Here is a 12120-nt window from a genome sequence, read left to right on the forward strand (position 1 = left end):
TTCGAGCATGTCACCGACCGCCGTGCGGTGCGACCAGGACGGGTGGGGCAACGATCAGGATCCGAGAAGCGTGATCACGTGGCCGAATCTAGGCTCAAGGCCATGGCTTCCATCGAATTCCTGACTATCGAGGCGGACGACCCGACGGCCGCCCAGCCCCTCTACACCGCCCTCGGCCTCGATCAGCACGTGCAGCTACGTGCGACAACCGAGCCGACCAGCGGCTTCCGGGGCTGGACCCTCTCGCTCGTCGCGGCCCAGCCGGCGAACGTCAACGCCCTGATGGTCTCCGCGACCGACGCCGGAGCCACCGTCCTCAAGCCGGCGACGAAGTCGCTGTGGGGTTATGGCGGCGCGCTCCGGGCCGCTGACGGGACCATCGTGACGCTGGCGTCCTCGTCCAAGAAGGACACCGGCCCCGCGACCCTGGAGTTCGACGAGGTCGTGCTGCAGCTGGGCGTCACGGACGTGGCGGCGACGAAGGCGTTCTACGTCGAGCATGGGCTGGAGGTGGGCAAGAGCTTCGGGCGCAAGTATGTCGAGTTCGCGATGTCCGGCCCCATCGCGTTGTCCCTCACCAAGCGTGGCGCCCTCGCCAAGGTCGCCGGCGTCGACCCGGACGGCACAGGCTCGCACCGGCTGGCCGTCGCCAGCGACGTGGGGCCGTTCACCGACCCCGACGGCATCGTCTGGGGGAGGCCTGACCGAGCCTCCGACGCAGGCTGACGCGGCGCGAGGTGTGGCCGGGCGGAGGGTAACCCGGCGCAGGTTGTGGCCGGGCACGACGAAGGCCCGGGTCGTCTGACCCGGGCCCTCGGTCCTGCTCGGTGGAGCTGAGGGGACTCGAACCCCTGACCCCCTCCATGCCATGGAGGTGCGCTACCAGCTGCGCCACAGCCCCTTGCGGAACCCCAGAAGTTTACCCATATCGCCCCCCGTTCCACCAAATCCGTCGGGCCGTTGCCGGTGCTCCCTGGACCGGGCTCAGCGGTCGCTGGTCGAGACCACCGAGTCGGTCACGCCGACGTTCCAGGTGAGCATCCGCCAGCCGGTCCGGTGCTCGGCCAGCTCCGCCCAGTGGCAGTTGCGCAGCCCGCCCATCGACAGCCAGGCCTGGTGCTGCGGCAGACCGATCAGGGCCGCGACCAGGGCCCGACCAGCCACGCCGTGGGTGGTCACCACGAGGGCGCCGTCGTCCGGCAGTGCCTCCAGCGCGTCCTGGGCACCAGCCATCACTCGCTCGGCCACGTGGGCCACGGACTCGCCGTGGTCGCCGCGCACGATGTCCTCGCCCCGGGACAGGGCGTCCACGGCCTCGGGGTACCGCTCGGCGACGTCGCCCTGGCTCATCCCCTGCCAGGTGCCGACGTGGATCTCCCGGAAGCGCACGTCATACTCCACGGGCAGTCCGGTCACCCCACCCAGCGCCGCCGCGGTGTGCGAGGCCCGGCGCAGGTCGCTGGAGACGATGCGGGTCGGGCCGAGGGCGGCGAGCGCGGTGGCCGCCGCCCTGGCCTGCTCGACCCCTCGGGACGACAGGTCGGTGTCGAGCTGGCCCTGCCAGATCCCGCTGGCGTTGTGCTCGGTCTCCCCGTGCCGCCAGACGACCAGGCGCCGCACCGGATCAGGCCTCGGGCAGGGTGACGACCGGGCAGTCCTTCCACAACCGCTCGAGGTCGTAGAACTCGCGCTCCTCGGTGTGCATGACGTGGACGACGATGTCACCGAAGTCCATCAGCACCCACCGGCCCTCGCGCTGCCCCTCCCTGCGCACCGTCTTGGCGCCCAGCTCCAGGAGGCGTTCCTCGATCGCGTCCACGATCGCGGCGACCTGGCGCTCGCCCGGGGCGGAGGCGATCACGAAGATGTCCGTGAGGGCCAACTGATCGCTGACGTCGAGGCCGATCACCTCCTCGGCCAGCTTGTCCTGCGCGGCGTGGGCCGCGGCACGTGCGAGATCCAGGGCGCGTTGTGTCGCGGCCACTCACTGCTCCTTGTAGAGGTGGTACTTGCCGATGTACTGCACGACGCCGTCGGGCACCAGGTACCAGACCGGCTCACCCTGCTCGGTGCGCTGGCGGCAGTCGGTCGAGCTGATCGCCATCGCGGGCACGTTGAGCAAGGTCACCCGGTCCACCGGCAGCCCGTCGTCGCTGAGCTCGTGCCCGGGCCGGGTGACGCCCACGAAGTGCGCCAACTCGAACATCTTGTCCGCGTCCTTCCAGGACAGGATCTCGGCCAGGGCGTCAGCGCCGGTGATGAAGAAGAGGTCGTCCTCGGGCCGTAGTGCCCGCAGGTCCCGGAGGGTGTCGTAGGTGTAGGTCGGACCCTGCCGGTCGATGTCGACGCGGGAGACGGTGAAGCGCGGGTTGGAGGCGGTCGCGATGACCGTCATGAGGTAGCGGTGCTCGGCCGGGCTGACCCTGCGGTCGTCCTTGCGATAGGGCTGCCCGGTCGGCACGAAGACGACCTCGTCGAGGTCGAGGAGGGCGGCCGCCTCGCTGGCGGCGACCAGGTGGCCGTGGTGGATGGGGTCGAACGTGCCACCCATCACGCCCAGACGCATCAGTGGTGGCTGCCGGGGCGCCCGTCAGGGGCGCCGGTGTCGAGGTCGTTGTGGTGGTGCTCGACCGGGTCGAGCGCGAGGCTGTTGCGGAAGGACCACAGGATCCCGAGGAGAGCCAGCGCGATCCCCAACGTGATCACGCCGTACCAGAACGGGTCGAACGGCAGTTCCTTACCGTGGTGACCGGACTCGACGGCCTGGAGCAGCACATGCGTCATGGGGTCAGACTACCGTGCCGCCTAGAGTTACCCCATGCACCCGGAGCTGACCGTTGTCATCCCCATGTATGACGAGGAGCAGGTCCTCCCCCTCCTCGTGTCCCGCCTGCGGCCGGTGCTCGAAGGTCTCCACACGTCATACGAGGTCATCGCCGTCGACGACGGCTCCCGGGACCAGACCCCCGTGCTGCTCCAGCGCTATCGCCGGGACTGGGACGAGCTGCGGGTGGTGCGGCTGCGGGCGAACGCCGGGCACCAGGCAGCCATCTCCGCCGGGCTCATGGCGGCCCGCGGGAGCTGGGTGGTCACCCTCGACGCCGACCTGCAGGACCCGCCGGAGGTGATCGCCGAGATGATGTCGGTGGCCCGGGAGGGCGACGTCGACGTCGTCTACGGGGTGCGCACCGACCGGCGCAGCGACTCGGTCTTCAAGCGTCTGACAGCCCGGCTGTTCTACTCCGGCATGCGTGCGGCGGGGGCCAAGGACCTGCCGGACAACGCCGGCGACTACCGCCTGATGTCGCGCGCCACCGTGGATGCCGTCAACGCCCTCCCCGAGCACCACCGGGTGCTGCGCCTCGTGATCCCCTCCCTCGGGTTCCCTTCCGCCAGCTTGGGATACACCCGCGAGGTGCGGGCCGCGGGTCGCTCGAAGTACCCCATCGCCAAGATGCTGAGGTTGTCCGTCGACAGCCTCACGGGCTTCTCCCTCACCCCCCTGCGGCTGGCCACCTGGTTCGGCCTCGGGGGCTTCCTGGCGGCCGTCGGGTTGCTGCTCTACGCACTGGTGGCCAAGATCACCGGCCTGACCGTCGCCGGTTGGACCTCCACCGTGGTCATCGTCGCCGCGGTGGGGGCGGTGCAGCTGCTCTGCCTGGGGATCATGGGCGAGTATGTCGGGCGGATCTACACGACGCTGCAGCGGCGCCCCACCTACTACGTGGCCTACGACTCCCTCACCGGCGCCGACGCGCCGTCACGAACAGGGACACACCCGGGGCGCGACTGACCGGCAGGTGCCGCTCCAGCCGGACGACCGAGGTCAGGGCGGCGTTGGTCAGCGGGTGCGGCCTGGTCAGGTCGCTGCCCTGGGAGCGCCGGCGGTGCCAGGCCACGGCTGGCCGCAGCAGCACCATCCACGAGCGTGCCTCCAGGACCTCCAGTCCCGCACCCTGCAGCAGCGCCATGAAGTCAGCGGCCGCGTAGCGGCGCTGGTGGCCCACCGCGACGTCGTGCTCTGACCACAGACGCTGGTCGACCGGGACCGCGGCGACCAGGATGCCTCCCGGACGCAGCACCCGGTGGATCTCGGCGGCAGCACCCTCGTCGTCGGGCAGGTGCTCCAGGACGTCGAGGGCCGTGATCAGGTCAAGGCTCTGGTCGTGCACGGGGAGACTCTGGGCATCGGCGCGGACCACCTGCAGGCCACGCTCCCGGGCGACCTCGGCACCCTCCGCCGTGAACTCCAGCGCCAGCACGTCCCAGCCGAGGGACTGCAGGACCCGGGTGTTCCCGCCGCCCGCGGCACCGATGTCCAGCGCCTGCCCCGGCGCCAGGTCGCGGACCCGCTGGCGCAGCAGGTGCCGACGCTCGCGATACCACCAGTGGTCGTCCTCGAGCGTCACCAGCTTGCGGATCTCGGTTCCCTCCATGCGCGCATCCTGCCAGGACGGGCGCACCCCGAACGAAGCCGACCCCTCGATCGTGAGCTCACGTGGTGCGCGACCAGTCCGTGCCGAACCGCGCCACGTAGTGCCACACCAGCTTGAGCAGCTGAGGAGGATGACGCCCCTGCCTGCGCGCCGCACCCAGCACCGCGGGGTCGAGCCAGCCGTCCGACGCGAGCCGGGCGGCCAGGCTCACGACCTGCGCGTCACGGAAGTCGGGGTGGTCGGCGATGGTGTCGACGTGGACCCGGAAACCCGGATGCCACTCCACGGGCACCCCGAGACGATGGGCCGCCCCCTCGGTGGCACTCCCCCGGTAGGCCGGGTCGAGGACCAGCGCCTCGACGTCGGAGTCGAGGTCGAGACCGCCGTGGACGTGCGCCTCGACATAGTCGTCGAGCAACCCGCCCTCGGCGCGCTCCGCAGCGTCGTCCCGCTCGACCGCCTCGAAGGCAGCCACCAGGGGCCAGAGCCCGAAACGCCGGGCCGTGGCGACCGCCGTCGGCTCGAAGACCGAGTCCGGGAAGCAGAACGTCGCGCGGTCGAGCACCGCCTCCGTCAGCCGCAGGTGCGCCGAGCCGAACCGCGGTGCCCCGCCCACGACCCGCCGTCGGTGGTTCAGCGCGCCGTACCGCGGCCGTGCGCTGACCGACGCCTCGTCATACTGCCCACGAAAGAGCCGGTGCTCCCACCGCCACCGATCGCCACCAGGTTGCGCGGTGAGCCCGCCGTTGCTGGTGCCGGTCTCGAACTGCGTGCGGTAGGTACGGTCCTGCGCCAGGTGCTCCAGGACCGTCCGTCCAGCAGCGATCGAGTCCGGGTGGAAGTGGACGTCGATGCGCAACGTCCGGTCGAGCGGTGGCCCCGAGACCCCTTCCTCGACCAGGTCGACGGCGCGCGGACGGTTCACCCGCCCACCGTAGAGCCCGCCGGGTCAGCCGCGGCGGGACCCGTGCTTGGCCTCGTGCTGCCGGTCCAGCTCGGAGAGCTCCTCCAGCGCGGCGGTCACCGTCGTGACATCACCGGACTCCAGCCGGTCGACGAGCTGGGAGATCCGCTGCGGGGAGATGCCCGCCCGCGCCGCGGCCCGCAGGTTGGCTCGGCTGTCCAGGTCCATGGCCAGCACGGCGTCGGCCTCGGCCTGCACCCGGGCGGTGAGGCTGGGGCGAGCCCCAGTCGGCACGGCCGCGGTGGACGCGGTGCCACTGCCCGGCCAGAACACCTCGGCATAGCCGATGTTCCCGGCCCGGTTCGGGTGGAAGGACTCCACGATCGGCCAGCTGAGCCCGTTGACCCACTCCACGTCATCGCAGACGGCATGGTTATCGAAGGCGGCCCGCGGGTCCACGAAGGTGTGTCCGGCACCAGTCGTCTTCTGCTGCACCAGCCTGTCCAACTCGTGCGTGGCCGCGTTGAGCCGGGACATCTCCGAGCCGCTGAAGAAGGTGAGGAGGTTGCAGTCCTCCCCGTTGAACAGCAGCGGGTAGCCGCCGATGCGCACGTCCGCATTGGGCGCGCCCGCGTCGATGGCCCCCAGCACCGCGTCATACCGCGCCGGCAGCTGGTTGCGCAGCACGGACAGCCCGCCGTTGATGGCCCCGGTGCAGTTGGACAGCCACCCCGGCAGGGCGCACTCGGTGATGACGTCGGCGAACCCGAGGTCGTTGCCGCCGATCGTCATGGTGACGAGGTCGGTCTCCGGGCTGAGGGTGCCCACCTGGTGGTTGAGCACGTCGGCGGTCGTGGCCCCGCTGCACGCCTGGTAGTCCAGGTCCAGCCCCTGTGCCCCCGCGATGAGTGCCGGGTAGCCGTAGGGCGAGCGGTAGCAGTCGTCGGTCGAGGCACGCGTGCCGGTGCCGGCCGAGAAGGAGTCCCCCAGCGCGACGTATGTCGTGTCGTCGGCCTGGGCGGACAGCCCGCCGGCCTGCGCGGGGAGGGTGGTCAGGGCCAGGGCGAGACCCCCGGAGGCGGCGACGAGAGCGGTGCGGGAGGTGCGGCGTGGTGTGTTCACCCTCGTGAGCATGGCGGGGCCGTGGCGCAGATCACAACCGGTGGGTAACAAAGTTGGGCCGTCCCCGATCAACTCTTTACCCGGAGCAGACTTTGGCCGGGCGACGCGATGCAGGACGGTGGCCCCCGAGGCGGACATGCGGTTTCGGGCACGACGGAGCCGCCCACGAGGTGCTCACCAACAGTGCTCACCAACAACTGCGGCTCCCTGCGCCCTCGAATGGGTGCGCCGGACCTCCTCAGCCGGTGAAGGGCACCGCCTGGCGCGCGCTCTCGCCCACGCTGCTGGCGGCCTCACGGACGCTGCGGCCGGCGTTCTTGGCGACGGCCTTCGTGCCCGACAGGAACGACTGGGTCGCCAGTGTGAGACCGGCGCCGACCAGCCAGACGTCCTTGGCGAGCGAGGTGCCGTCCTGCGTGGGGCGGATCCCGTCCTCACGCGTCATGCCCGGCGTCCGCAGATACATCCCGACGAGGCCGGCGCCGAAGCCGGCCAGGGCCGTCCCGGCAACGGCCGACGGCACCATCGGGGCGAGCAGTGCGCCACCGAGCGCGATCTCGCCGTAGGCCAGCAGCGCGGTGAAGCTCTTGGGGTCCAGGTCGCTGAGGAAGGGATACGCACCCGATGCCATCCCGTGCAGACCCTCGGCGGTCTGCTCGTCGGCGCCGAGCTTGCTCAGGCCGGAGTTGAGGATGTAGGCACCGGTCACGGCGCGGAGGGGCAGATGTGTGGGGTGCATGCCTTGATCATGCGTCCGTGACTGCCGGACTGCCACCCGAGGACACCCCCGGGCGTGGTCAGCGGGTCTGACCGTCACCCTCCACGACCCACTTGGTGGTGGTCAGTTCCGGCAGGGCCATCGGGCCGCGGGCGTGCAGCTTCTGGGTGGAGATGCCGATCTCGGCGCCGAAGCCGAACTCCCCGCCGTCGGTGAACCGGGTCGAGGCGTTGACCATGACCGCGGCCGCGTCGACCTCGTTGACCCAGCGCCGGGCCGCCGCCCGGTCCTCGGTGACGATGGCCTCGGTGTGACCGGAGGTGTACTGCTGGACGTGGGCCAGGGCACCGTCCAGGTCGTCGACCACGGCCACGCTCATCTCCAGGGCGAGGAACTCGGTGGCGAAGTGCTCCTGCGTGACCGTGTCGTGCGCGACCCCGGCCGCCTCGGCATACTGCCCCGCCCGCTCGTCGGTGTGCAGCACCACGCCGGCCCCGGCCAGCTCGGCCAGCGCCTTGGGCAGGAAGTCGGCGGCGACGTCCTGGTGGACCAGGAGCGACTCCGCGGCGTTGCACACGCTCGGCCGGTGGGTCTTGGAGTTGATGGTGATCGCCAGCGCCGTGCCCAGCTCGGCGCCCGCGTCGACATAGACGTGGCAGTTGCCGACCCCGGTCTCGATGACGGGGACCGTCGACTCGGTGACCACGGTCTGGATGAGGCTCGCACCGCCCCGCGGGATGACGAGGTCGACCAGCCCGCGGGCGGTCATCAGGGCGCGCCCGGCGTCTCGTCCGCCCTCGCTGAGCAGGTTGATCGCGTCGGCCGGGAGCCCCTGTGCCACCAGGGCGTCACGCAGGATGCCGACCAGCGTCTCGTTGGTGCGACCTGCCGCGGAGCCTCCCCGCAGGATGACGGCGTTGCCGGACTTCAACCCGAGGCCAGCAGCGTCCACCGTGACATTGGGACGGGCCTCGTAGATCATCCCGACCACGCCCATCGGCACCCGCACCTGCCGGATGGTGAGACCGTTGGCCAGCGTGGATCCGCGGACCACCTCGCCGACCGGGTCGGGCAGCGCGGCCACGTCCCGCAACGCCTGGGCCACGGCCCGGACCCGCTCGGGCGTGAGCGTCAGCCGGTCCAGGAGGCCCTCGGCCATCCCTCCGGCGCGCTCCCGGTCCAGGTCCTCCTGGTTGGCGGCCACCACCTGCGGCGCGGCCGCCTCCAGCGCCTCGGCCAGCGCGGTGAGAGCGGCGTCCTTCTGGGCGCGGGTCAGCAGCGCGAGCTCGCGCGAGGCGACCCGGGCGCGGCGGGCGATGTCGTGGACGTAGTCCACGACCTGGGTGTCGATGGCGGTCATGCTGCTCTCCTACCATTCCTGGGGAAGTTTTGTTCGGCCTGCGCTCAACGTTGGGGAGATTTGGTACGTCCCTACAGGACGACCAGATCGTCGCGACGGATCACGGTGCGGGGGGCCGGAGCCGACCCTCCTCGACTCCGGGCACTGGCCGTGGCGGCGTCGAGCCGACGGCCGACGACCCGGGCGAGCTCGGTCGAGTCGTAGCCCACGAGGCCACGGGCGACCACCTTGCCCTCGGGGTCGCACAGGTCGACCGTGTCCCCGGTGCGGAAGATCCCCTCCACGCTGGTGACGCCCACCGGCAGCAGCGACGTCTGTCGTTGGACGACGGCCTCGACCGCACCGGCGTCGAGCACCAGGCGACCGTTGACGTTGCTGGCGTGGGCCAGCCACCGGCTGCGCGCCCGGCGCTTGCGGCCCGTCGGGGTGAAGACCGTGCCGACGTCCTCCCCGGCGAGGGCCTGACCGACCTGCTCGGCCGAGGTGAGGAGCACCGTGATGCCCTCGGCCGTCGCCAGCTGGGCAGCGGCGACCTTCGTGACCATTCCTCCGGTGCCGACCGCCGAGCCGGTGGCCGAGATGTCCACCCCGGCGATCTGGTCCATCGAGGAGACCACCGGGATCCGGGACGTGCCCGGCTGACGGGGGTGCCCGTCATACAGCGCGTCGATGTCGGTGAGCAGGATCAGGGCGTCGGCGTCGACCAGGTGCGCCACCAGGGCTGCGAGCCGGTCGTTGTCGCCGAACCGGATCTCGTCGGTCGCGACCGTGTCGTTCTCGTTGATCAGCGGGACGATCTCGAGCTCGAGGAGCTTCTCCAGCGTGCGGCTGGCGTTGACGTAGTGCGAGCGCCGGTGCATGTCGTCGGCGGTCAGCAGGACCTGCCCGGTGTGCAGGCCGTGCAGCTGGAAGGCGTTGGTGTAGGCCGCGACGAGACCGCCCTGACCCGCGCTGGCAGCGGCCTGCTGGGTGGCCAGGTCCTTGGGCCGCCGGGTGAGCCCGAGCGGTGTCATGCCGGCGGCGATGGCGCCGGAGGAGACGAGGAGCACCTGGTCGCCCGCGAGCCAGCGCTTGGCGATGACTCCGGTCAGCGCCTGCAGGCGGTAGAAGTCGACGCCGCCCTGGGGCGCGGTGATGGACGACGAGCCGATCTTGACCACGATGCGCCGCGCACTCCTGATCGCGAGGCGGGACTCATCCATGACGGCATACTAATCCATCACACTGCATGTTCATGCAATCCCCTGGTCAGCGGCCGCCTACCGGCCGGGTCGACCCTGGTCAGGCCCACCGACCGGCCGGGACGGACCAACTATTCGTCGTCCGGGTCGGTCCAGACCCCGGCGCGCCGGTCGTCCTCGAGCTCTGCACGAGCTGCCGCGGCCGCGTCCATCTTGCCGTGGAAGGCCTCCCGCTTCTCGCTGCGCGTCGGGCGGGACCGGTCCTCCAGCCGGATGTCGGTGCCGCGCTGGCCGAGCAGCTCGGCACCGGCGGAGATGGTCGGCTGCCAGTCGAAGACGACGGCGTCGTCCTCCGGACCGATGAGGACCGTGGACCCGGCGACGGCGCCGGCCTTGAGTAGCTCGTCCTCGACCCCGAGCCGGTTGAGCCGCTCGGCGAGGTAGCCGACCGCCTCATCATTGCTGAAGTCGGTCTGCCGCACCCAGCGCGTGGGGCGGTCCCCGATGACCCGGAAGACCTCACCCTCGGGGGTGTTCTCGCGACGCACGAGGAACTCGCTGTCGTCGATCGCCTTGGGGCGCACCACGACCCGGGTCGGCTCGATGACGATCTGCCCCGAGCGGGCCTTGCTGACAGCCGCGGCCAGGGCGTAGGTCAGCTCCTTGAGCCCGGTGTGCGCCACGGCGGAGATGATGTGCACGTCCAGGCCGCGGGCCTCCAGGTCGGGCTTAACCATCTCGGCGAGCTCACGCGCCTCGGGGACGTCCGCCTTGTTGAGCACGACGATCCGGACGCGGTCGGCCAACGGGATGCCACCGAGGGAGGCGTCGGGGACGTACTCGGCCAGCTCGCGCTCGATGACGTCGAGGTCGGTCAGCGGGTCACGCCCCGGCTCGAGCGTCGCGCAGTCGATGACGTGCACCAGCACGTGGCAGCGCTCGACGTGCCGCAGGAAGCGTAGGCCCAGGCCCTTCCCCTCGGACGCGCCGGGGATCAGGCCCGGCACGTCAGCGACGGTGAACCGCTCTCCCCCGGCCGTCACCACGCCCAGGTTGGGGACCAGCGTCGTGAAGGGATAGTCGGCGATCTTGGGGCGCGCCGCGGACAGCACGGACACCAGGCTGGACTTGCCCGCCGACGGGAAGCCGATGAGGGCGACGTCGGCCAGCGTCTTCAGCTCCAGGACGACCTCCCGGCTCCCACCCGGCTCGCCCAGCAGCGCGAAGCCCGGCGCCTTGCGCCGTTTGCTCGCCAGCGCCTTGTTGCCGAGGCCGCCGCGCCCGCCCCGCGCCGCGACATACTCGGCACCAGCGCCGACCAGGTCGGCCAGCACCTCACCGTCGCGCGTGCTCACGACGGTCCCGTCGGGCACCGGGAGGATCAGGTCGGAGCCCTGGGCCCCGTTGCGCTCATCACCCTCGCCCGGCTTGCCGTTCGTCGCCTTCCGGTAGGGGCCGTGGTGGTACTCCAGCAACGTGGTGACCTGCGGGTCGACGCGCAGGATGATGTCGCCGCCGCGTCCCCCGTTGCCGCCGTCCGGCCCGCCCAACGGCTTGAACTTCTCGCGATGGACCGACGCCACGCCGTGCCCGCCGTTGCCGGCCTGCAGCTGCAGGACGACGCGATCGACGAAGGTAGCCATGCTTGATCCTCTCAGGTCCGGATGATCGGCCCAGGTGGCCGGAGTCCGGATAAGACAGAACGCCGGTGGTTGCCCTCAGGCAACGCACCGGCGTCCGGAGTATGTCGTGTGCTCGCCTCAGGCGGGCAGGTCGGCGGTCTGCTCCGCGGCGACGATGTTGACCACGCGACGGCCACCCTTGGCGCCGAACTCGACGGTGCCGGGGGTCAGCGCGAACAGCGTGTCGTCCTTGCCGCGGCCGACGCCCACGCCCGGGTGGAAGTGGGTGCCGCGCTGGCGGACGATGATCTCGCCGGCGCCGACGACCTGGCCGCCGAAGCGCTTGACGCCGAGGAACTGTGCGTTGGAGTCACGACCGTTGCGGGTCGAGGACGCACCCTTCTTGTGTGCCATGGCTGCTGCCTACCTTCTGCTTCTGTCTCGGTCCGGGCTCAGGCGTCGATCGCGGTGATCTTGACCTGGGTCAGCGGCTGGCGGTGGCCCTGTCGCTTCTTGTAGCCGGTCTTGTTCTTGTACTTCTGGATGACGATCTTGGGACCCTTGGCGGCCTTGACCACCTCAGCGGTCACCTTGACCTTGGCCAGGGCGTCACCATCGGTGGTCACCGTGGTGCCGTCGACAACCATCAGCGGAGTGAGCTCGACGGCATCGCCGGCCTCGCCGCTCACCTTGTCGATGATGAGGACGTCGCCGACGGAGACCTTCTCCTGGCGGCCGCCAGCGCGGACGATCGCGTACACGTTCAACTCACTTCCT

General features: G+C 70.9%; 15 protein-coding genes and 1 tRNA gene. 2 read left to right on the top strand and 14 right to left on the bottom strand.

Annotation, left to right across the window (positions count from 1 at the left end):
• Positions 1-102 precede the first annotated feature (102 nt).
• Positions 103-726, top strand: a complete 624-nt coding sequence (locus MWU75_RS03550) for a glyoxalase (RefSeq protein ID WP_247088211.1) — start codon at positions 103-105, stop codon at positions 724-726.
• A 102-nt stretch (positions 727-828) separates the two neighbouring features.
• Here the strand turns inward: MWU75_RS03550 and MWU75_RS03555 are convergent.
• The 5 genes from MWU75_RS03555 to MWU75_RS03575 form a co-directional block, all read right to left on the bottom strand.
• Positions 829-901 (bottom strand) — tRNA-Ala (locus MWU75_RS03555).
• 83 nt (positions 902-984) lie between these two features.
• Positions 985-1620, bottom strand: a complete 636-nt coding sequence (locus tag MWU75_RS03560; RefSeq protein WP_247088213.1) for a histidine phosphatase family protein — start codon at positions 1618-1620, stop codon at positions 985-987.
• Positions 1621-1624: 4 nt separating this feature from the next.
• The gene (gene rsfS / locus MWU75_RS03565; RefSeq protein WP_247088215.1) at positions 1625-1984 is read right to left on the bottom strand and encodes a ribosome silencing factor; all 360 of its coding nucleotides are present in this window, start codon (positions 1982-1984) and stop codon (positions 1625-1627) included.
• A complete protein-coding gene (nadD, locus tag MWU75_RS03570; RefSeq protein WP_281496791.1) occupies positions 1985-2566 on the bottom strand; it encodes a nicotinate-nucleotide adenylyltransferase in 582 nt (193 codons plus the stop codon).
• Complete coding sequence (locus tag MWU75_RS03575; protein ID WP_247088217.1) at positions 2566-2784, bottom strand: hypothetical protein; 219 nt, start codon at positions 2782-2784, stop codon at positions 2566-2568. The genes nadD and MWU75_RS03575 overlap by 1 nt, the downstream gene beginning before the upstream one ends.
• Positions 2785-2818: 34 nt before the next feature.
• Here MWU75_RS03575 and MWU75_RS03580 point away from each other — a divergent pair, with 34 nt between their 5' ends.
• Entirely contained in the window at positions 2819-3793 is a 975-nt protein-coding gene (locus MWU75_RS03580) for a glycosyltransferase family 2 protein (protein WP_247088219.1), read from the top strand.
• Here MWU75_RS03580 and MWU75_RS03585 read toward each other — a convergent pair.
• The 9 genes from MWU75_RS03585 to rplU all read right to left on the bottom strand — a co-directional run bounded on the left by MWU75_RS03585 (position 3741) and on the right by rplU (position 12104).
• A complete protein-coding gene (locus tag MWU75_RS03585) occupies positions 3741-4436 on the bottom strand; it encodes a class I SAM-dependent methyltransferase (RefSeq protein WP_247088221.1) in 696 nt (231 codons plus the stop codon). The genes MWU75_RS03580 and MWU75_RS03585 overlap by 53 nt on opposite strands.
• A 58-nt stretch (positions 4437-4494) precedes the next feature.
• Positions 4495-5361 (bottom strand): DUF3626 domain-containing protein, encoded by an 867-nt coding sequence (locus MWU75_RS03590; RefSeq protein ID WP_247088223.1) that lies wholly within the window; start codon positions 5359-5361, stop codon positions 4495-4497.
• A gap of 24 nt (positions 5362-5385) precedes the next feature.
• Positions 5386-6462: an SGNH/GDSL hydrolase family protein gene (locus MWU75_RS03595; RefSeq protein WP_247088225.1), complete on the bottom strand. Its 1077-nt coding sequence runs from the start codon at positions 6460-6462 to the stop codon at positions 5386-5388.
• A gap of 238 nt (positions 6463-6700) precedes the next feature.
• Complete coding sequence (locus MWU75_RS03600; protein ID WP_247088227.1) at positions 6701-7201, bottom strand: hypothetical protein; 501 nt, start codon at positions 7199-7201, stop codon at positions 6701-6703.
• A 58-nt stretch (positions 7202-7259) separates the two neighbouring features.
• The gene (locus tag MWU75_RS03605; RefSeq protein WP_247088229.1) at positions 7260-8540 is read right to left on the bottom strand and encodes a glutamate-5-semialdehyde dehydrogenase; all 1281 of its coding nucleotides are present in this window, start codon (positions 8538-8540) and stop codon (positions 7260-7262) included.
• 71 nt (positions 8541-8611) lie between these two features.
• The gene (gene proB / locus MWU75_RS03610; protein WP_247088231.1) at positions 8612-9742 is read right to left on the bottom strand and encodes a glutamate 5-kinase; all 1131 of its coding nucleotides are present in this window, start codon (positions 9740-9742) and stop codon (positions 8612-8614) included.
• A 110-nt stretch (positions 9743-9852) separates the two neighbouring features.
• Entirely contained in the window at positions 9853-11364 is a 1512-nt protein-coding gene (gene obgE, locus MWU75_RS03615; protein ID WP_247088233.1) for a GTPase ObgE, read from the bottom strand.
• A gap of 117 nt (positions 11365-11481) precedes the next feature.
• Complete coding sequence (gene rpmA, locus MWU75_RS03620) at positions 11482-11757, bottom strand: 50S ribosomal protein L27 (protein ID WP_247088234.1); 276 nt, start codon at positions 11755-11757, stop codon at positions 11482-11484.
• Positions 11758-11795: 38 nt separating this feature from the next.
• Complete coding sequence (rplU, locus tag MWU75_RS03625; protein WP_247088852.1) at positions 11796-12104, bottom strand: 50S ribosomal protein L21; 309 nt, start codon at positions 12102-12104, stop codon at positions 11796-11798.
• Between the last annotated feature and the right edge of the window lie 16 nt (positions 12105-12120).

This window comes from Ornithinimicrobium sp. F0845 (assembly GCF_023015765.1).
Taxonomy (GTDB): domain Bacteria; phylum Actinomycetota; class Actinomycetes; order Actinomycetales; family Dermatophilaceae; genus Ornithinicoccus.